Here is a 19765-nt window from a genome sequence, read left to right on the forward strand (position 1 = left end):
CGGAGCGTCCCGCGCTCCTCACAACGGGGCCGTGGTCACCCCCTCCCCGCACCGCGACACAGGGACGGCCGGGCGGTCCGGGCGTGACAGGATGGGCGGCGGTACGAGCCGGGGAAGGAACGGGCATGGACCCAGCACACGGCCGGGGTGACCGACCGGAGGACGAGTTCGAGTCGATCGTCGCGGGCTGGCGCAGCGAGGGCTCGGTGCCGGACTGGCCGTCGGACCGCGCCGAGCCTGCCGAGTCCGCGCCACCGTCCACGCCACCGTCCACGCCGCCGTCGGGTGACCGGCCGGTGCACCGTCCGGGACCGGCGTCCGAGCCCGAGGACGACCACTACCACCCGCCCGAGCCGCCACCGCTGCCCCGGCCGGGCCCGCCCGCCGTCGTCGGCGGGGGGCTGATCCTCCTCGGCCTGCTGCTCTGCGTCACCCCGGGCCTGCTCGGCGTCGGCGGCACCTGGCCGCTGCCGCTGGGGCTGGTCCTGATCGCGGCCGGGCTGACCTGGCTGATGCTGCGGCTGTGGACCCCCGACCGCGGCGACGACCCCGACCCGTTCGACGACGGGTCCCGGCTCTAGCCGGTGGCCTCCCGCGCGAGCGTCGCCGCGCCCACGACGGCGGCCGAGATGCCGAGCTGGGCGGTGCGGATCCGGGCCAGCGGCCGGTTGCCGGCGCCGGTCACGATCCGGCCGTAGTGCTCGCGGGCGGCGTCGAGGAACAGCGGCGCCGAGCTCGACACCCCACCCGCGACGACGACGAGGTCCGGGTCGAACACGTCGGCCACCAGCGACAGCCCCTCCCCCAGCCACCGCCCGAGGTCGGCGACCGCGGCACGGCCCACCGGGTCGCCCTCCCGCGCGGCGCCGGCGACCCGCTTGCCGGTGATCGAACCCGGGTCCCTGGCGGCCTCCCGGACCAGCACCGACGGCCCCGGCGCGTCACCGGCCGAGATCATCTCCAGCGCCGTGGTGGCCAGCGCGGTGCCGCTGCAGTAGCGCTCCCAGCACCCGCGCTTGCCGCACGGGCAGGCCCGCCCGTCCGGGACGACCCGCAGGTGCCCCAGCTCCGGGGCGACGCCGTGCGCGCCGCGGTACAGCTCGCCCCCGAGCAGCAGTGCCCCGCCGATCCCGGTACCGAGCGCGATCAGCACGACCGTGCCCGCCCCCGCGGCCGCCCCGTAGCGACGCTCGGCCAGCGCGGCGGAGTTGGCGTCGTGCTCGACGACGACCGGCAGCCCGCCCAGCCGCGCCGAGACGCGCTCGGCGACCGGCGCGTCCCGCCACGACAGGTGCGGGGCGTAGCGGACGAGCCCGCGCGGGGCGTCGACGAACCCGGCCAGCGCGAGGCCCGCGGCGCGCACCCGGTGCCGCCTGCGGAGCTCGTCGACGGCGCCGGCGATCGCCGCCTCCAGGGCGTCGTCGGTGCGCGGGGTGGGCGCGGCGGCGGTGTCGAGCACCTCGCCGTCGGCGTCGACCACACCCGCCCGCACGCTGGTCCCGCCGACGTCGACCCCGATGGTGAGGTCGCGGGTCACGTCCTGTGCACCACGATCCGCTGCACGGAGCGGCCACCGTGCGGGCGGTGCCGGTCGTGGGGGGCGGGCCGGGCCGGCGGCGGCGCGGGCTCCTCCAGCGCCGCGAGCAGCGCCGTGATCAGGCCGGTGGCGTGCTCGGCCAGGTTCGCCGCCAGCTCGGACCGCTCGCCACGCAGCGCGGCCAGCACCGCGCACACCGGGCAGGCGGTGCAGGCACCGGCCGAGCCCGGCTCGGGCGGGCCGTCACCGGCCGCGGCCAGCGGCTCGACGGCCGACCGCAGCCGTTCCAGCACCTGGCGTGCGGTGACCCGCAGGTCGTCCGGGATGCCCGCGTGGGCGCCGCAGCCATCCGTCACGAGGTCATCCAGGTGCCCGGATCGGGCACGAAGCTGATCACGAGCCGGGCGGCGGCTCCGGAACCCTCCAGCCGGGCGCCGGTGGCCTCGCAGCGGCGCAGGACCGAGGGCAGCGACACCACCCGCCGGGAGAACCCGATCCCGACGACCATGTCGTCGCCGACGCGGGCGAGGTCCAGCGGGGCGTCCTGGGCGCCGGGCAGCGCGACGTCGAGCTCGAACTCGGTGTCCGTGGAGACCCCGTGCCCGGACGTGCGGCGGAGCTCCATCAGCGGGCGCGGCGGCGCGTCCTCGGGCGCCCCGGCCGGGTCGGTGTCGTGGTAGACGGACCGGGCGAGCTCGCGCAGCGACTCGACGCCGGTCGGCTCGGCGGCGGTGTAGCGCACCACGGTGACGGGCACGTCCGCCCCCAGCTCCGACAGCTCGCCCAGCACCGCCTGCTGCTCGGTCGCCCGCTCCCGCAGCCAGCGCGCCGCGGGGCCGCGCAGCGACGGCGGCGGGCCGGGCATCACCCGGTTCGCCATCAGGGCGTCCACCCGCAGCTCGTGCAGGGCGAGCGCGGTCAGCGTGCGGCGGGTCTCGGCCGCGACCACCCGCTCCGGGGTGAGGACCAGCCGGATCGAGGTGCGGGTGCGGTCGGCGAGCAGCTCGCGCAGCCCGGTGAGCTGGTCGGCGAGCGCCCCCAGCGCGGCGACCGTGCGGTCCCAGCCGCCACCGTCGTTGCGGGCGCCCGCGAGGTTCGCGACCAGGCCGCGCACGGCGCGGCGGTGCGCCGGGAACAGGCGCTCCAGGTAGCCCGACAGCGCCTCGGGGAGGGTGAGCAGCCGGAGCGTCTCGGCGGTCGGGCCGCAGTCGACGACGACGACGTCGTACTCGCCGGAGTCGGCGAACCGCTGCACCTCGACCAGCGCGAGGAGGTCCTCGACGCCGGGCAGGACGGTGAGCTCGTCGGCGACCAGCTCGTCGACACCGGCCCCGGCGAGCAGGGTGCGCAGGTGGTCCTGCAGGTCGCCCCAGGCGCCCTCGAGCAGGTGCCGGGCCTCGATGTGGGCGCCCCACAGGTGGTCGGCGACCTTCGTGGGCTCGGCGCCGAGGTCGGTGCCGAGGGCGTCACCGAGGGAGTGCGCGGGATCGGTGGAGACGACCAGCGCGGACCGGCCGGAGCCCGCGATCAGCGCGGCGGTGGCCGCGGCGAGGGTGGTCTTGCCGACCCCGCCCTTGCCGGTGAACAGCACGACGCGCACGGAGCGGAGGGTATCGATCGCCGGTGGGTGACCGCCGACCGGCACCGATCACCGGCGTGTCAGCTCTTCTCGACCCTCCGCTTGAGACCCTTCAGCGCCGCGTCGATGATCACCTTCTCGGCCTTGCGGCGGAGCATCCCGATCATCGGGAAGTTCACCTCGACCGAGAGCTCGTAGGTGACGGTGGTGCCGCCGGCGTCGGGATCCAGGCGGTAGGCGCCGTCCTGCGCCTTCTGGATCCCGCCCTTGACCAGCGTCCAGGACACCGAGCGGTCGTCGTCCGCCCAGTCGTAGTCGAGGGTGTAGGAGTCCTTGATCGCGCCGGCGTCCATCGAGAACTGGACCTGCCTCGCCCGCTCCCCGGCGCCCGGGTCCAGGATCTCGACGGCGGTGATCTGGTCGGTCCACTCCGGGTACGACTCGAAGTCCGCGATGACCGCCATCACCTGGTCCGGCGGGGCGTCGATGTGGATCGAGGACGTGGTCGCGTCGGCCATGGCGGGGAGGCTATCCGGTACCTAGGTCCACAGCACGTAGGGCCGTTGCAGCGCGCGGAAGTGTCCCGCGTTCACGCACTCGGTGCGCCCGATCCGCGCGCGGCGGTGCAGCGGCTGGTGGACGTGCCCGAACAGCGCGTGCGACGGCTGCTCGGCCGCGATCCGCCCGGCGAGCGGGCGGCTGGCGATCTCCGCACGGCGGGTCACGACGTCGTAGGTGAGCGCGGGGTGCTCCGGCGGGACGTGCGTGCAGAGCACGTCGGCGGGCCCCAGCGCGTCGAGCCGGGCGGTCCACTCGTCGTGGCCGAGGAAGTGCGGTCGCCACGGGCCGTTGCGGCGCGGGTCGACACCGGGTGGCAGCGGCACCCCGCCGAGGAACCCGACGCGCACGCCCCCGATCTCGATCACCCGGCCGTCCGCGGCGGTGACGCCGTCGGCCTCGGGCCAGGCGTGCGGCATGTCGACGTTGCCGGGGATCGCCCAGACCGGGACGCCGAGCCCGGACAGCACCCCGAACAGCTCGGCGTACTGCTCGGCAACGGCCTCCTCGACCGCCGCGGCCGGGTCGGCGAACCGCGCCCAGGAGCGCTCCAGGAGGCCGAGCATCTGCGCGCGGGGCGCCCCGATCCGGCGCATCCGGCCGAACTCGGCGGCGACCCCGGTGCCCAGCAGCCGGGAGACGATGCCGTTCTCCGGGTCGCGGTAGTCGATGAACTCCAGCAGGTCGCCGAGGACGATCAGGCCGTCCGCACCGTCGGCGGCCCGGGCGAGCGCCCCGGCGTTGCCGTGGACGTCGGAGACGACGTGCACCCGCACGTCAGGACTCCCCCGCCGGCGCGACACCGGCCGGACGCCCGCCCTCGAGGCGGCGCTTGAGCGCGAAGGCGTGCGCCTTGAACGCCCGGTGCCTGCGGTCGGTCTCCGCCCGGTTCCACCGGGCACGGCGCAGCCGCCCGCCGCCGGGACCGGGCCCCGACGGGTCGGCGCGCAGGAAGAAGTGCAGGACGGTGCCGTCGAGCACCTCCTCGCACCAGACCTCCATGGTCCCGGTCATGGCTCCGGTGACGGTCCAGCGGAGCCCGGACGGACCGCGGTCGTGCGCGATCTCGGGCCGCAGGTCCGGCCAGTACGACGGCCACCGCGACGGGTCGGCGAACTCGGCCGCCACCCGCTCACGGGGCACGGCCAGGAACGTCTCGTCGATCACGTCCACCGCCGGCACACCGGCCAGCGTGCCACCCGCCCCGCGGTACGCCGACGGGGGTACCGTGCCGCCCGCGGCACGGCCGTCGGTGACCGTTCCGCATCCGTAATGCCCGATTCGATGTACTCGACCCCTACTTACCGGTAGGTTCGGGCTCCAGCAGGTCGGCACCGGTGCCCGTCACCGGTACCGGACCGAGCGCCATGCCCTGTCGAGGCCGCCAGGAGGTCGATCCCCGTGCGTGAGTACAGCGTCCCCGCGAAGGTGTCGGTGGGAGCCGAGGAGTCGCTCTCCGACGCCGTCTTCACCAACGCCGCGGAGCATCCCACGGACGTCCTCTACCGGCGCAAGGACGCCACCGGTGCCTGGACCGAGGTCACCGCCCGGGAGTTCGCCGAGCAGGTGACCCGGCTCGCCGCCGGTCTCGTCGCCGCCGGCGTGCAGGCCGGTGACCGGATCGCCCTGCTGTCCCGCACCCGCTACGAGTGGACGCTGTTCGACTACGCGATCCTCGCCGCCGGTGCCGTGACCGTGCCCATCTACGAGACGTCGTCACCGGACCAGATCGGCTGGATCCTCTCGGACTCGGGCGCCGTCGCGATCGTCGTCGAGACGGCCGAGCACGCGGCGTCGGTCGAGAAGGTCCGCGCGGACCTGCCGGGCCTGCGCCACGTCTGGCAGATGGAGCCGTCCGCGGCGGCGCCGGACTCGCCGTCGGCCGTGGAACAGCTCGGCGGGCTCGGCTCCGACACGTCCGACGACGTCGTCCACGAGCGCCGGGGCGGCGTCCGCGCCGACGACCTGTGCACGCTGATCTACACCTCGGGCACGACGGGCCGGCCCAAGGGCTGCGAGCTCACCCACCGGAACCTGCTCACCGAGTGCCGGACCATCACCGCGACGGTCCCGGACCTGCTCGCCGCCGGCGGGTCGGTGCTGCTGTTCCTCCCGCTCGCGCACGTGTTCGGCAAGGCGATCCAGTGCGGCGCGCTGACCAGCCGGACGACGGTCGGGCACAGCCCCGACGTCAAGAACCTCCTGCCCGACCTGGCCGAGTTCCGCCCGACCTTCCTGCTCGCGGTGCCGCGGGTGTTCGAGAAGGTCTACAACGGCGCGCGGCTCAAGGCCCACAACGACGGCAAGGGCAAGATCTTCGACACGGCCGCGGACACCGCGATCGCCTACTCCGAGGCGCTCGACGCCGGCGGCCCCGGCCTGCTGCTCAAGGCCCGGCACGCGCTGTTCGACAAGCTCGTCTACGGCAAGCTGCGCGCCGCCGTCGGCGGGAACGTCCGGGCGGCCGTGTCCGGCTCGGCGCCGCTGGGCGCCCGCCTCGGCCACTTCTTCCGCGGCATCGGCCTGCCCGTCCTGGAGGGCTACGGCCTGACCGAGACCTCGGCCGGCATCACCCTGAACACGCTCGACGCGCAGCGGGTCGGCTCGGTCGGCCGCCCGGTGCCCGGCTGCGCGGCCCGGATCGCCGAGGACGGCGAGATCCTGCTCCGTGGCGACATCGTCTTCCGCGGCTACTGGAACAACGAGGAGGCCAGCAAGGAGGCCCTCGAGCAGGACGGCTGGTTCCACTCCGGCGACATCGGCGAGATCGACGACGCCGGCTTCGTGACGATCACCGGCCGGAAGAAGGAGATCATCGTCACCGCCGGCGGGAAGAACGTCGCGCCCGCGGTGCTCGAGGACCGGCTGCGGGCACACCCGCTGGTCGGGCAGTGCATCGTGCTCGGCGACCAGAAGCCCTTCATCTCCGCGCTGGTCACGATCGACCCGGAGGCCCTGCCGGGCTGGCGCGAGCGCAACGGCAAGCCGGCCGGGGACGGTGCGTCCGCGGCCGACCTGATCGACGACCCGGAGCTGCGCGGCGAGGTCGCCGCGGCGGTCGAGGAGGCCAACCAGGCGGTGTCGCGCGCCGAGCAGATCCGCAAGTTCCGGATCCTGCCGACCGACTTCACCGAGGCCGGCGGCGAGCTGACGCCGACGATGAAGGTCAAGCGCAAGGTCGTCCTCGACTCCTACGCCGACGACATCGAGGCGCTCTACTCCGGCTCCACGGCCGACCGGAGCTGACACCTCCCGCCTGCGGCCCGCCGGGCCGCAGGCGGGTCCGGGCCGGGCGGGTCCGGTCAGGCGCGGACGGTCCGGACGACGATCGTCGTGCTCGCCCGGTCGTGCCAGCCACGGCCGTCGGAGTCGAGGAAGAACGGCGGCAGGACGACCGCGATCATCGCGGTCCGGACCAGCGCCTTCGGCACGCCCACCTGCTGCGCCATGTCGGTGCGGGCCACCCGCATGCCGAGCGCGAGGTGCCCGGGGCTGCCACCGAGGACCGCCACCGTCAGCACGGTGATCACGAACCAGGTGCCGAGGATCCACCAGCCGAAGTCGGACGTGCCGATCGCCGCGCTCCCGGCGACGAGCAGGACCAGCAGGTAGGCCAGCAGCCAGTCGAGGCACACGCCGAGCAGACGGCGGCCGAAGCCCGCGACCGAGTAGTGCCCCGACGCGGGTAACCCGAACTGCTTCCCCCGGTGTCCGCCCGGGTCGGCGCCGCTCCCGGAGGGTGAACCGGGCTGCCAGGACTCGATCCAGCGGGCCATGGCTTCTAGCCTAGGCGCCACATCGACAGCGCCGCCGCCGACGGGTACCGGACATCCGGCACGAATGTGATCGGCGTCGCGCGCCGGTCAGTTAACGTCGGTGAAACAGGTGAGTGATGGGTGAGCAACACGGTCCTCCTACCGTCACCCACGATCTCCACCAGCGATTGAAGGAGCCCGAGAGAGTGTTCAGCAACGCCGAAGAGGTACTCAAGTACATCTCGGACGAGAAGGTCGAGTACGTCGACATCAGGTTCTGCGACCTGCCCGGCGTCATGCAGCACCTCACCGTCCCCGCCAAGACGGCCGGCGACCTCCTGGAGAACGGTGCCGCGTTCGACGGTTCCTCCGTCCGCGGTTTCCAGGCGATCAACGAGTCCGACATGGCGCTGTACCCGGACACCACGACCGCGCGCGTCGACCCGTTCCGCAAGCACAAGACGCTGAACGTCAACTTCTTCGTGCACGACCCGGTCACCGGTGAGCCCTACTCCCGTGACCCGCGCAACGTCGCACGCAAGGCCGAGGAGTACCTGGCCGCGTCGGGCATCGCCGACACCGCGTTCATGGCGCCCGAGGCCGAGTTCTACGTCTTCGACTCGATCCGCTTCGGCACCGACCCGCACCAGGCGTACCACCACATCGACTCCGCCGAGGGCTGGTGGAACACCGGCCGCGACGAGGTCGGCGGGAACCTGGGCTACAAGGTCAACTACAAGGGCGGCTACTTCCCCGTCCCGCCGGTCGACCACTACGCCGACCTGCGTGCCGACATCGTCAGCACCATGCAGGAGTCGGGCTTCGAGGTGGAGCGCGAGCACCACGAGGTCGGCACCGCCGGGCAGGCGGAGATCAACTACAAGTTCGACACCCTGCTCAGCGCGGCCGACGACATCATGCTCTTCAAGTACCTGGTGAAGAACGTGGCGTGGCAGAACGGCAAGACCGCGACCTTCATGCCGAAGCCGCTGTTCGGCGACAACGGCTCGGGCATGCACGTCCACCAGTCGCTCTGGAAGGACGGCCAGCCGCTCTTCCACGACGAGTCCGGCTACGGCGGCCTGTCCGACACCGCGCGCTACTACATCGGCGGCCTGCTGCACCACGCCCCGTCGCTGCTGGCGTTCACCAACCCGACGGTGAACTCCTACCACCGCCTGGTCCCGGGCTTCGAGGCGCCGGTCAACCTGGTCTACTCGGCCCGGAACCGCTCGGCCTGCATCCGGATCCCGCTGTCCGGTGACAGCCCGAAGGCCAAGCGCATCGAGTTCCGCTGCCCCGACTCGTCCGGCAACCCGTACCTCGCCTTCTCGGCGATGCTGATGGCCGGCCTCGACGGGATCAAGAACAAGATCGAGCCGCCGGCGCCGATCGACAAGGACCTGTACGAGCTCCCGCCGGAGGAGGCCAAGGACATCGCGCAGGTCCCGGGCAGCCTCGGCGCCGTCATCGACAAGCTCGAGGAGGACCACGACTACCTGCTCGAGGGCGGCGTGTTCACCCCGGACCTGATCGAGACCTGGATCCAGTACAAGCGGGAGAACGAGATCGACCCGCTGCGGCTGCGCCCGCACCCGTACGAGTTCGCCCTGTACTACGACGTGTGATCGGAACGGCCTCCCGACCTGGTGATCCTCGTCGGGCGGCCGTGATCAGGCCGTCAGACCTCGAAGGCCCGGTGTTCCTGTCCCCGGACGGGAGCACCGGGCCTTCGTCGTGCCCGGGACGAGGCTCGGGCAGGAGAGAGATCGTGGGGAGGCGTCCGACACCGCAGCCCCGGAGGGCGACCGGGAGCAGATCCGCGCAACTGGAGATCGACACCGTCGGCCCGCCGCTACCATCCCGTCGCGACCGGGCGGGGAGGTGCAGAGATGGTCGAGCCGGAACACGCGCTGCGCGTTGCACTCCCGGGCCCGCTGCCGTGCGTTCGATCTCGTCTCGCCACCCACGGAAGGACCGTCTGACATGCCCCGTCTCGGGATCACCGGGCACTCGAAGCTCACCCCCGCCTCGGTGCCGCTGGTCGCCGCCGCCCTCCGTGACGAGCTCCGGTCGCACCCGGCCCCGCTGGTCGGGGTGTCGTGCCTCGCCCGCGGCGCGGACCAGCTGTTCGCCGACGCGGTCCTCGACGCCGGCGGCGACCTCGTCGTCGTGCTGCCCTCCGAGGACTACCGGCGCAGCAAGGTCGAGCCCGGGAACCGCGACGAGTTCGAGCGGCTCCACGCCCGCGCGGCGGAGGTGCGGGTGCTGCCGTTCGGCACCGCGGACCGCGACGCCTACGCCGCCGCCGGACGGGCCGTGCTCGACGACGTCGGCCTGCTCGTCGCCGTCTGGGACGGGGCCCCGCCCGACGGAAGGGGTGGCACCGGGGACACCGTGCGCGAGGCCCGCGACCTCGGGATCCCCGTCACCGTCGTCTGGCCCGACGGCGCCGAGCGGCTCTGACCGCTCCCCCGCGGTCCACGATCCGGCCCTGCACACACGACGGCGCCGCCCGGACGGATCCGGACGGCGCCGTGGTGCCGGCGGTGTGGCTCAGCGGCCGATCTTCTTGCGCCCCGTGATCTGGTTGTAGACCACGAGCACGATGATCGCGCCGATGATCGAGCCGATCCAGCTCGACGGCGAGAAGCTGCTGAAGCCGGTGAAGATGCTGGCCAGCGCACCACCGACGAACGAGCCGACGATACCCAGCAGGATCGTGCGCAGGATCCCGATGTCGTCCTTGCCCGGGACGACGGCACGGGCGATGAAGCCCGCGACGAGACCCAGGACGATCCACCCGAGAATGGTCCACAGCATGACGTTTCCTCCTTGTTCCGGACCGTCCCCCGACGGACCTTGTGGCGGCCGTGCGGCCGACCTGGACAACGAGTGACCAACCGGCCGCCGGTCGAAACGTGGCTGACGGTAGCCGTCACAGGTCACATCGGCATCGCGGAAACACCCTCGTACCCGATCCGGTGTCCCTGGTCCCGGATCGGGGACCTCCCCGATGCGCCCGGACGGCGGCGCGTCGCGACCCCCGGTCCCGATCACCGTCCGTCGGGACGGTACGGTCGCAGAATCGGTCCAGTCGTCGGCTCGCCGCCCGCGTTCGCGGGAGCGTTGACAACTGCCCGAACGGACTGGTTGACTCCGAGTCACCGTGTTCCGCGTCACATCGGATGAGGGCTGTACCTGCCCGACCACGAACGGTGACGTCCCGACTGCGCAGCGCCGCAGCCACCACCACGCGACACCCCGCACGCGCCGTCGTCCGCGCGTGCCCACGCACGTGCACGGCCCTTCCTCGGCGGCAGGGCCGTGTCCCCTCCGCGCCCCCGGGCTGACCTCGTCGCCCGGGGGTGCGGCTCGTCGTGGAGGTGTTACTCCGCGCCGGTGACGGCGACGAGACCCGCGGCCTCGATCCCGGCGACGGCGGCGGCCTCGTCGTTCAGCGACGCGTCCCCGGTCACGCCGACCGCGCCGAGCAGCGTCCCCTGGGCGTCCTTGACGAACACGCCACCGGGCACGGAGAGGATCTTGCCGTCGGCGAGGTTCGCGACCGAGGTGAAGAACTCGGGCGAGTCCGCGGCCCGCGCGGCGATCGCCCGGTTGGTCATGCCCAGCGCCAGGACCCCGCTCGCCTTGCCGGTCGCGAGGTCGGGGCGGAGGAACCCGGAGCCGTCCTGCCGGGACAGCGTCACGACGGCGCCGCCCGGGTCGAGCACGGCGACCGTCAGCGGGTTGAAGCCCTGCTCGGTGCCGTGCTTCAGCGCGGCGGCGGCGATGGTCTGGGCCTGCTCGAGGGTGATCGTCATGCTGCCGAGCCTGCCATTCCGGACGTGCCGGTGCTCACTGCGGGGTGAGCGCCACCAGCGGGATGGTCCGGTCGGTCTTGCGCTCGTAGTCGGCGAAGCCGCCGTTGTTGTCCTTGATCCAGGTCCAGACCCGGTCCCGGTCGGCGGTCCCGAGCTCGCTCGCGTGCACGCGGACCGTCTCGACGGTGCCCGCGCCGTCGGCGATCTCGGCCACGACGTCGGGATTCGCCATCAGGTTGTGGAACCAGGCCGGGTGCTTCGGCGCCCCGGCCGCGGACGCGACGACGACGTAGGAGTCGCCGTCGGCGAACCAGCGCAGCGGCGCGACCCGCTCCGTGCCGCTCTTCGCCCCGACGTGGTGGACCAGCACCATCGGGAGGCCGGTGAACGGCTCACCGACCCGGCCGTCGTTCTCCCGGAACTCGCGGATGACCCGGCTGTTGAAGTCCTCTGCCATGCCGCCGATCCTTCCAGCTCCGGCTCACGCCGGGGCGCCGCCGGGCGCGAAGACCACCCAACCGGCGGCCCCCGTCGCGACCACGGCGGCGATCAGGAAGAACCCGGCCCACGCCCCGCCCGACAACGGGGTCAGCTCGGCGAGCCGGTCGGCGTCGGAGTGCCGCAGCCGGCCTCCGCGCCGCCCGCGCCGCAGCTCGGTGCAGGCCTTCACCCCGCCGAACAGCAGGAACCAGGCCAGCGCGGCGGCGAACCCGGTGCGCAGGTCCTCCTCGGCGCGCAGCGCGACCAGCACCAGCACCGCCCCGGTGACGACCACGGCGAGCCCGCCGTAGAGGTTGCGGATCTGCAGCAGCGTCGCCGCCAGCAGCGCGACCCCGATCCAGAGCATCGCCTGCGCCGCGTCGGAGGCGACCAGCACGGCCCCGCCGAGGCCGAGCAGCGGCGGGAAAACGTACCCGGCCAGGAACATCACGACGACACCGGGGCCGCGCCCGGCGCCCGTCGAGTAGGTCACCCCCGAGGAGTCGGCGTGCAGCCGGATCCCGGTCAGGCCGCGGCCCACCAGCACCGCGACCAGCGCGTGCCCGCCCTCGTGGGCGATCGTCACCGCGGTCCGGGTCAGCCGCCAGGTCGGACGCCACGCGACCACGGCCAGGGCGAGCACGGCCGCCAGCAGCGACGCCGGTCGCGCCGCGACCAGGTCGTAGCCGCGGGTCAGCAGGTCCAGGGGATCCGGGGACACGCCGTCCAGTGAACCAGCGGCCGGGAACGCCCCGGGAGCCGGTCGCCCCGGCACCGGACCGGTGCCTCACGACCCGGCGGCGTCCAGGATCCCCCCGGCCAGGTCGAGCGCGGTGCCGCAGTCCGCGCCCAGGTACATGAGGTCGACGAAGGCGTGCTCGATCTCCGTCTCCGCCCGCACCCGGCGCAGCAGCGCGACCGCGTCGGCGGCCGTCGACCCGGGCGGCAGGTTGACCCGCAGCACCGCACCGACCGCGCCGGGACCGCGACCGGCGTCCGCCGCGGCCGCGCGCAGCTCCGCCCACGGCCGCGAGACGGCCCGGCCGAGGTCCGGCACGCCCGGGGTCACCACCGGCAGGAAGCCGTCGGCCCGCTCGGCGATCCGCCGCCGCGCCCGCGGCGCGAACCCGGCCAGGTAGACCGGGATCCCGTGCGGCTTGACCTCGACGTGCGACAGCGCGATGGACACGTTCTTGCCCCGGTAGGTGACCGGGTCGTCGTGCCACCAGGCGTCGAACACGTCGAGGGCCTCGTCGAGGCGGGCGCCCCGCTCGGACATCGGGACGCCCACCGCCTCGTACTCCTCGGGCGACCAGCCGGTGCCCAGGCCGAGCAGCAACCGTCCCCCGGAGATCCGGTCGACGGTCAGCGCGTGCCGCGCCAGCAGCGCCGGCGGGTACCACGGCGCGTTCAGCGTGCTCGTGCCCAGCTGCACCCGGGTGGTCACCGCCGCGGCCGCGGTGAGCAGCGCGAGCGGGTCGTGCGACGCCCGGAACTCGGCCGGGATCGTGTCGCTCCCGGCGTACCCGACGGACGGGTCGACGGCCGCCAGCAGCCGGTCGCCCGTCCAGAGGCTCGCCGCGCCGCGCTCCTCCGCACCCGCGGCGAACCGCATCGTCTCCTCCACCCGGGCGGCGGCCCCGCCGAACTGCGGGATCCCGAATCCGATTCGCACTTGACCTCCAGTGGCTGGAACCCGCGACGCTGTCGGGGTGACCGCGTCGCACACCCATGATCACCCCGTCGTCCTGAGCATCGGGCAACTGTCCGGACGGACCGGGGTGCCGGTCCGCACGATCCGCTTCTGGTCGGACGAGGGCCTGGTGCCCTCGGCCCGCAGCGGAGCGGGCCACCGGGTGTACGACGCGGCCGCCGTGGCCCGGCTCGACCTGGTCCGGACCCTGCGCGAGCTGGGGCTGGGCCTGGACGACGTGCGTTCCGTGCTGTCCCGCCGGCGGGGGGTCGGCGAGATCGCGGAGGCGCACGCACGGGCCCTGGAGAGCCGGATCCGGGAGCTGAGGGCGCAGCGCGCGGTGTGCGTGCTGCTCGCCCGGACCGGTACCGAACCCGACGAGAGGAGCGTGACCCTGATGAACGACCTCGCACGGCTGTCCGCGGCCGAGCGCCAGCACATGATCGACGAGTTCGTCACCGAGGCGTTCGCCGGCACCGACCCGGCGGCGCCGGGTGCCGGCATCGCCGACGGGATGCGGATGCTGCCAACGGAGCTGCCCGACGACCCGACACCGGAGCAGGTGTCGGCCTGGGTGGAGCTGGCCGAGCTGATCCGGGACCCGGGCTTCACGGCCCGGGTCCGGGAGATGGCCGTCGCCGGTGCGGGATCGTCCGCGCCGGAGCACCAGGAGCGGCAGGCCGACCCGGCCGCCGTCGCCGAGCACGCCGGGGCCGCACTGGCCGCGGGCGTCGACCCGGCGAGCGCCGAGGCGGCCGCGGTGCTGGAGCGGATCCCGGGCGCCGCCGGGCTCGACGCCGCGGCCCGGGTCCGGGCGGCCGGCACCGTCGAGCTGTTCGCGGACCGCCGGGTGGAGCGCTACTGGGCGCTGCTCGGCACGCTGAACGGCTGGCCGGCCCGGGAGCCGGTGATCCCGGCGTTCGAGTGGTTCGCGGCGGCGCTGCGGTCCGCCCCGGTGGACGGCTCATCGGCGCTCAGTCCTCCGTCCAGCCGTAGAACACCCGCTCGACGACGTTCCGCGCGCGCCGGGTGACGCGCCGGTAGTCGTCGAGGAACTCGCCAGGGTCCCCGCCCGCCGGGTACCCGAGCGCCGCGGCGACGGCGACCAGCTCCCGCCCCGAGCGCGGGAGCTGGTCCCCCGGCTTGCCCTTCACCAGCATGATCGCGTTCCGGGCGCTGGTCGCGGTCCGCCAGCCCTCCTCCAGCTCGCGGGCGTCGTCGGCGGGGAGCAGGCCGGCCTCGGTGGCCTCGTGCAGCCCGTCGAGCGTCGAGGTCGTCCGCAGCTCGGGGACGTCACCGGCGTGCTGCAGCTGCAGCAGCTGCACCGTCCACTCGACGTCGGCGAGCCCGCCGGAACCCAGCTTGGTGTGGGTGGTCCGGTCCGCGCCGCGGGGCAGCCGCTCGGCGTCGACCCGGGACTTGATCCGGCGGATCTCCACGACCGCCGACGCCGGGAGCCCGTCGGCCGGGTAGCGGATCGGGTCGATCAGCGTCGTGAACTCGCGCCCGAGCGCCCGGTCCCCCGCGACCGGCCGGGCCCGCAGCAGCGCCTGCGCCTCCCAGACCTCGCCCCAGCGGGCGTAGTACTCGCGGTACGACGACAGGGTCCGCACCATCGGCCCGGACCGGCCCTCGGGGCGCAGGTCGGCGTCGACCGGCAGCGCCGGGTCCGGGCTCGGCGAGCCGAGCAGCCGCCGTACCCGTTCGACGACGCGCGTCGCCCACTTCACGGCCGTGTGGTCGTCGACGCCCTCGGCCGGGGAGCACACGAACATGACGTCGGCGTCGCTGCCGTAGCTCGACTCGCCGCCGCCGAACCGGCCCATGCCGATCACCGCGAGGGTGGCCCGGTCGTCGGGCTCGGACCGCAGGACCGCGTCCAGCGTCGCGGCGAGCACGGCCTCGTTCACCGAGTTCAGCGCTGCGCACACCTCGTCGACCTCGAGCACGCCGAGCAGGTCGGCGCAGGCGATCCGCAGCATCTCGTGCCGCCGGTACGAGCGCGCGGAGGCCACCGCGGCCTCCGGCGTCGACTGCCGGGCCACCGTGGCCCGCAGCGCCACCGACACCTCGGCCGGGTCCCGCGTCAGCTCCGGGCTCTGCACCCCCGAGGAGATCGCGAGCATCCGCAGCACCTCGGGCGCCCGCTGCAGCAGGTCCGGGACCAGCGCGGACGTCCCGAGCAGGGTCATCAGGCGCTGCGCGACGGCGCCCTCGTCGCGCAGCAGCCGCAGGTACCAGGGGGTCGCGGCCAGCGCCTCCGACACCCGCCGGTAGGCCAGCAGCCCGCGGTCCGGGTCGGGGCTCTGGGACAGCTCGTCGAGCAGCACCGGCAGCAGCGCCCGCTGGATCGACGCCGCCCGCGAGACCCCGCCGGTGAGCGCGCGCAGGTGCCCGAGCGCGCCCTCGGCCGAGGCCCAGCCCAGCGCGGACAGCCGCGCCTTCGCCGCGTCCGGGGACAGGACGCCGTCGGCCTCCTCCCCCGCCAGCCGGGACACCGCGGTCAGCAGCGGCCGGTAGAAGAGCTTCTCGTGCAGCCGCGTCACCCGCCGCGCGTTGCGCTGCCACTCCGCGACGAGGACCCCGACGACGTCGCGGCGGCCGTCGGGGCGGATCCGCGCCGAGCGCGCCAGCCAGCGCAGCGCCTCGGTGTCGTCGGCCGCCGGCAGCAGGTGGGTGCGGCGCAGCTTCTGCAGCTGCAACCGGTGCTCCAGCAGCCGCAGGAACCGGTACGACGCGGCCAGGTTCGCCCCGTCGTCGCGGCCCACGTAGCCGCCGTCGCTCAGCGCGGCGAGCGCACGCAGGGTGTTGCCGGAGTGCAGGGTGTCGTCGGTGCGGCCGTGCACCAGCTGCAGCAGCTGGACGGCGAACTCGACGTCGCGCAGGCCGCCGCGGCCGAGCTTGAGCTCCCGGTCCTTCTGGTCCGACGGGATGTTGTCGATCACCCGGGTGCGCATCGCCTGCACCTCGGCGACGAAGTCGTCGCGGGCCGACGCCTGCCACACCATCGGGGAGAGCGCCTCGACGTAGGCGGCACCGAGCGCGGGGTCCCCGGCGATCGGACGGGCCTTGAGCAGGGCCTGGAACTCCCAGGTCTTCGCCCAGCGCTTGTAGTACGTGACGTGCCCGTCGAGGGTGCGGACGAGCGCACCCTGCCTGCCCTCCGGGCGGAGGTTCGCGTCGACCTCGAAGCACGCCTCCCCGGCCACCCGCATCACCCGCGACGCCAGCTTCGTCGACGCCTGGGTGAGCTCCCCGCCGGGCTCGGCGACGAAGATGACGTCGACGTCGGAGACGTAGTTCAGCTCGCGGCCGCCGCACTTGCCCATGCCGATCACGGCCAGCCGCAGCTCCTCCGGCGGGTCCTGCTCGGCGGCGGCGACCGCGAGCGCCGCCGCCAGCGCGGCCTCGGCCAGGTCGGCGAGCTGGGCGGCGACGTCGTCGACCTCCATCACCGGCAGCGTCGGGTCCCCGACGGCGGCCAGGTCCGCGGAGGCGAGGCCGAGCAGCTCGTCACGGTAGGCCGTGCGCAGCGCCGTGACGGCCTCGGCTCCGGTGAGGGTCGCGCGGGCGCCGCCCGGCGCCCCGGGCGGCGGAGCGGCGGGATCGGCACCGACGGCGCGCAGCAGGTGCGCGGTGCGCCGGGCCAGGTCCGGCGGCGGGTCCCGGCGGTCCGGGGTGTCGGCGAGCAGCGCCCACCGGTCCGGGTGGGTGATCAGGTGGTCGCCGAGCGCCGTGGAGGAGCCCAGCGTCGCGAACAGCCGCCCGCGCAGGCCCGCGTCACCGCGGAGCGCGCGGTCGATCTCCGGCCAGGGGGGCGTCTGGGCGAGCCGCTCCACGGCGCGCAGCGCGAGGTCGCGGTCGGGGCTGCGGGCGAGCGCCCACATGATCTCCTCGCAGCCGCTGGCGGGGGCGTCGCCGTCCCACCAGCCCAGCTCGCGCAGCGTCGCGTCCGCATCCGGTCCGGGGAGTCCCAGCCGGGCCAGCGAGGTTCCCGTGCGCCGATCCATCACGGACGCCGATCCTGCCCCATCACGGCCGGGTCACGACGCCCCTACCGCCTGCGGCACGGGCCGCCGGTACCGGCGGCCTCCTCCCGGCCGGGCCGTGTCAGCTCGGCGAACACCGCGTCCAGCGACGTCTCCGACGGCAGGTGACCCGGCTCGACCTGCTCGACGAGCCGACCGCCGGGGATCAGCTCGACGGTGGCCTCTGCCGCGTCGAACGGCACCTGGTCGTCGGCGCGGGAGTGCCGGACGGTGACCGGGCGGGCGACGTCGGACGGGGTGAAGCCCCACGGCCGCACCTGGAGCGCGGCCTCCCGGGCGGGGCCGGCCCATCCGTGGCCACTGATCTCCCGGAGGGCCTCCACCAGGTGCGGGTGGCCGGCGAACGCGGCGGCGAACCGGTCGTGCCCGGCGTCGAACCGGGCGGCGACGTCGCGCGGGTCGCCGTCGCGGAAGAACGCCCAGGCGTCGAGCGACGCCTGCGGGTAGCGGCCGCGGATGGGCGTCGTCGTGGACGTAGGGCAGCCCGCTCAGGACCCAGCACTCCCGGACCCGCTCGGGCGCGAGCGCGGCGAGCGCGTAGGCGTACGGCGCCCCGGCCGAGATCCCGACGACGTCGACCGGCCGGCCGATCCACTCCAGCAGCGGCGCGACGGCAGGTACCCAGTCCGCGACCGCGCCGAACCCCGCGGGCGGCGAGACGCCGTAGCCCGGGCGTTCGGCGGCGATCAGCCGGACGCCGTGCCGTTCGGCCCGGTCCGACCATGCGGCCCCGACCACCGCCGAGCCGAACAGCCCGTGCAGCAGGAGGACGGGCGGCCCGTCCGACGGGCCGTACTCCGCGTACCCGATCGGCAGGCCGTGCCCGCCCGTGACCACAGCGCGTTCCACGCCGCGATACTAAGGCGAGCCTTACCTGAGCGCGACGGCCCTACAGCACCGGCAGGTAGGTGGCGAGCTCGTGCGGCGTCACGTTGCGCCGGTAGGCGTCCCACTCGGCGCGCTTGTTCCGCAGGAAGAAGTCGAACACGTGCTCGCCGAGGTACTCGGCGACCAGCTCGGACCGCTCCATGACGTCGAGCGCCTCGGTCAGGTTCTGCGGCAGCAGCTCGTAGCCCAGTGCCTTGCGCTCGGTGTCGGTGAGGGCCCAGACGTCGTCCTCGGTGGCCGGGGGCAGCTCGTAGCCCTTCTGGATGCCGGTCAGCCCGGCGCCCAGGATCACCGCGTAGGCGAGGTAGGGGTTGCAGGCCGAGTCGAGCGTGCGGACCTCGATGCGGCGCGACGACGACTTCCCCGGCGAGTACATCGGCACCCGGACCAGCGCGGACCGGTTGGCGTGCCCCCACGACACGGCGGTCGGTGCCTCGCCGCCGGTGATCAGCCGCTTGTAGGAGTTCACCCACTGGTTCGTGACCGCGGTGATCTCGCGGGCGTGCTTGAGCACCCCGGCGACGAACGCCTTGCCGGTCGCGGACAGCTCGTAGGGGTCGTCCGGGTCGTGGAAGGCGTTGTGGTCACCCTCGAACAGCGAGAAGTGCGTGTGCATCGCCGAGCCGGGGTGCTCGGAGAACGGCTTCGGCATGAACGACGCCCGCACGCCCTGGGTGAGCGCGACCTCCTTCACGACGTAGCGGAACGTCATGAGGTTGTCGGCCATCGTCAGCGCGTCGGCGTAGCGGAGGTCGATCTCCTGCTGGCCGGGGCCGCCCTCGTGGTGGCTGAACTCCACCGAGATGCCCATCGACTCGAGCGTCTCGATGGTGTTGCGCCGGAAGTGCGGGGCGACGTCGTGGCTGGCCTGGTCGAAGTAGCCGCCGGAGTCGGCCGGCGTGGGCCGGGAGCCGTCGTCGGGCAGGTTCTTGAGCAGGTAGAACTCGATCTCCGGGTGCACGTAGCAGGTGAACCCGGCCTCGCCCGCCTTGTTGAGCGCGCGGGTGAGCACGTGCCGCGGGTCGGCCCAGGACGGCGAGCCGTCCGGCATCGCGATGTCGCAGAACATCCGGGCCGAGTAGTGCTCGCCGGACGCGCTCTCCCAGGGCAGGACCTGGAACGTCGACGGGTCCGGCTTGGCGACCATGTCCGACTCGTAGACGCGGGCGAAGCCCTCGATCGCCGATCCGTCGAACCCGATGCCCTCGGCGAAGGCACCCTCCAGCTCGGCCGGGGCGATCGCCACCGACTTCAGATAACCGAGCACGTCCGTGAACCACAGACGGACGAAACGGATGTCGCGCTCCTCGAGCGTGCGGAGGACGAACTCCTGCTGGCGGTCCATGCGGCGGAGCCTAGGAACCCCGTGTTACGCGGAAGTTACCGGGGTGTGCGGGTGCCC

The 19765-nt window shown here is 74.1% G+C and carries 20 protein-coding genes and 1 pseudogene; 5 read left to right on the top strand and 16 right to left on the bottom strand.

All coding sequences use genetic code 11. The annotated features are described in order from the left end of the window. The first annotated feature begins 125 nt into the window (after positions 1-125). The gene (locus PP1_RS06175; protein WP_010237164.1) at positions 126-581 is read left to right on the top strand and encodes a hypothetical protein; all 456 of its coding nucleotides are present in this window, start codon (positions 126-128) and stop codon (positions 579-581) included. Here the strand turns inward: PP1_RS06175 and PP1_RS06180 are convergent. The 6 genes from PP1_RS06180 to PP1_RS06205 are packed head-to-tail and all read right to left on the bottom strand — an operon-like array spanning position 578 to position 4856. Further along, the gene (locus PP1_RS06180) at positions 578-1537 is read right to left on the bottom strand and encodes an ROK family protein (protein WP_060572705.1); all 960 of its coding nucleotides are present in this window, start codon (positions 1535-1537) and stop codon (positions 578-580) included. The two genes, PP1_RS06175 and PP1_RS06180, sit on opposite strands and share 4 nt — an antisense overlap. Beyond that, complete coding sequence (locus PP1_RS06185) at positions 1534-1893, bottom strand: hypothetical protein (RefSeq protein WP_075314112.1); 360 nt, start codon at positions 1891-1893, stop codon at positions 1534-1536. Before PP1_RS06185 ends, PP1_RS06180 begins: the two co-directional genes overlap by 4 nt. Continuing rightward, a complete protein-coding gene (locus PP1_RS06190) occupies positions 1890-3137 on the bottom strand; it encodes an ArsA family ATPase (protein ID WP_060576204.1) in 1248 nt (415 codons plus the stop codon). The genes PP1_RS06185 and PP1_RS06190 overlap by 4 nt, the downstream gene beginning before the upstream one ends. Positions 3138-3196: 59 nt before the next feature. Continuing rightward, positions 3197-3634, bottom strand: a complete 438-nt coding sequence (locus PP1_RS06195) for an SRPBCC family protein (RefSeq protein WP_010230656.1) — start codon at positions 3632-3634, stop codon at positions 3197-3199. 21 nt (positions 3635-3655) lie between these two features. Beyond that, positions 3656-4450 (bottom strand): metallophosphoesterase family protein, encoded by a 795-nt coding sequence (locus tag PP1_RS06200; protein WP_029239558.1) that lies wholly within the window; start codon positions 4448-4450, stop codon positions 3656-3658. 1 nt (position 4451) lies between these two features. Continuing rightward, positions 4452-4856 carry a hypothetical protein gene (locus tag PP1_RS06205; protein WP_010230652.1) on the bottom strand — a complete coding sequence of 135 codons (405 nt, stop codon included), beginning with the start codon at positions 4854-4856 and terminating at the stop codon, positions 4452-4454. A 219-nt stretch (positions 4857-5075) separates the two neighbouring features. Between PP1_RS06205 and PP1_RS06210 the strand changes: the two genes are divergently transcribed. Next, positions 5076-6920: an AMP-dependent synthetase/ligase gene (locus tag PP1_RS06210; RefSeq protein ID WP_010230649.1), complete on the top strand. Its 1845-nt coding sequence runs from the start codon at positions 5076-5078 to the stop codon at positions 6918-6920. A gap of 56 nt (positions 6921-6976) precedes the next feature. Here the strand turns inward: PP1_RS06210 and PP1_RS06215 are convergent, their stop codons facing one another. Then, the gene (locus PP1_RS06215) at positions 6977-7450 is read right to left on the bottom strand and encodes an RDD family protein (RefSeq protein ID WP_010230646.1); all 474 of its coding nucleotides are present in this window, start codon (positions 7448-7450) and stop codon (positions 6977-6979) included. A 185-nt stretch (positions 7451-7635) separates the two neighbouring features. Between PP1_RS06215 and glnA (PP1_RS06220) the strand changes: the two genes are divergently transcribed. Beyond that, positions 7636-9057 (top strand): type I glutamate--ammonia ligase, encoded by a 1422-nt coding sequence (glnA, locus tag PP1_RS06220; protein WP_010230642.1) that lies wholly within the window; start codon positions 7636-7638, stop codon positions 9055-9057. A 358-nt stretch (positions 9058-9415) separates the two neighbouring features. Continuing rightward, the gene (locus tag PP1_RS06225) at positions 9416-9895 is read left to right on the top strand and encodes a hypothetical protein (RefSeq protein ID WP_010230639.1); all 480 of its coding nucleotides are present in this window, start codon (positions 9416-9418) and stop codon (positions 9893-9895) included. A 90-nt stretch (positions 9896-9985) separates the two neighbouring features. On the opposite strand, the gene PP1_RS06230 is transcribed toward PP1_RS06225, so the two are convergent. From PP1_RS06230 to PP1_RS06250, 5 genes are all read right to left on the bottom strand, one after another. Continuing rightward, complete coding sequence (locus PP1_RS06230; protein ID WP_010230637.1) at positions 9986-10252, bottom strand: GlsB/YeaQ/YmgE family stress response membrane protein; 267 nt, start codon at positions 10250-10252, stop codon at positions 9986-9988. 566 nt (positions 10253-10818) lie between these two features. Next, positions 10819-11253, bottom strand: a complete 435-nt coding sequence (locus PP1_RS06235; RefSeq protein WP_010230636.1) for a GlcG/HbpS family heme-binding protein — start codon at positions 11251-11253, stop codon at positions 10819-10821. A gap of 34 nt (positions 11254-11287) precedes the next feature. After that, complete coding sequence (locus PP1_RS06240; protein WP_010230635.1) at positions 11288-11710, bottom strand: nitroreductase/quinone reductase family protein; 423 nt, start codon at positions 11708-11710, stop codon at positions 11288-11290. A gap of 24 nt (positions 11711-11734) precedes the next feature. Then, positions 11735-12454: a M50 family metallopeptidase gene (locus tag PP1_RS06245; protein ID WP_010230634.1), complete on the bottom strand. Its 720-nt coding sequence runs from the start codon at positions 12452-12454 to the stop codon at positions 11735-11737. 66 nt (positions 12455-12520) lie between these two features. After that, positions 12521-13408 (bottom strand): TIGR03619 family F420-dependent LLM class oxidoreductase, encoded by an 888-nt coding sequence (locus PP1_RS06250; protein WP_075314111.1) that lies wholly within the window; start codon positions 13406-13408, stop codon positions 12521-12523. A gap of 37 nt (positions 13409-13445) precedes the next feature. On the opposite strand from PP1_RS06250, the gene PP1_RS06255 reads away from it, so the two are divergent. Further along, positions 13446-14459, top strand: coding sequence for a MerR family transcriptional regulator (locus PP1_RS06255; RefSeq protein ID WP_075314110.1), 1014 nt, complete (start codon positions 13446-13448; stop codon positions 14457-14459). Here PP1_RS06255 and PP1_RS06260 read toward each other — a convergent pair. The 4 genes and pseudogenes from PP1_RS06260 to glnA (PP1_RS06270) form a co-directional block, all read right to left on the bottom strand. Then, positions 14401-17436, bottom strand: a complete 3036-nt coding sequence (locus tag PP1_RS06260) for a bifunctional [glutamine synthetase] adenylyltransferase/[glutamine synthetase]-adenylyl-L-tyrosine phosphorylase (protein WP_075314109.1) — start codon at positions 17434-17436, stop codon at positions 14401-14403. The genes PP1_RS06255 and PP1_RS06260 overlap by 59 nt on opposite strands. 44 nt (positions 17437-17480) lie before the next feature. Further along, on the bottom strand, positions 17481-17798 hold the full coding sequence (locus tag PP1_RS06265) for a hypothetical protein (protein WP_010227079.1): 318 nt from the start codon (positions 17796-17798) through the stop codon (positions 17481-17483). Between the two features lie 145 nt (positions 17799-17943). Further along, positions 17944-18324: pseudogene (locus tag PP1_RS31550) on the bottom strand (alpha/beta fold hydrolase); the annotation flags it as partial. Between the two features lie 40 nt (positions 18325-18364). Further along, a complete protein-coding gene (gene glnA / locus PP1_RS06270) occupies positions 18365-19708 on the bottom strand; it encodes a type I glutamate--ammonia ligase (RefSeq protein WP_010227078.1) in 1344 nt (447 codons plus the stop codon). Positions 19709-19765: the final 57 nt, after the last annotated feature.

Source organism: Pseudonocardia sp. P1 (assembly GCF_000178675.2).
Lineage (GTDB): Bacteria > Actinomycetota > Actinomycetes > Mycobacteriales > Pseudonocardiaceae > Pseudonocardia.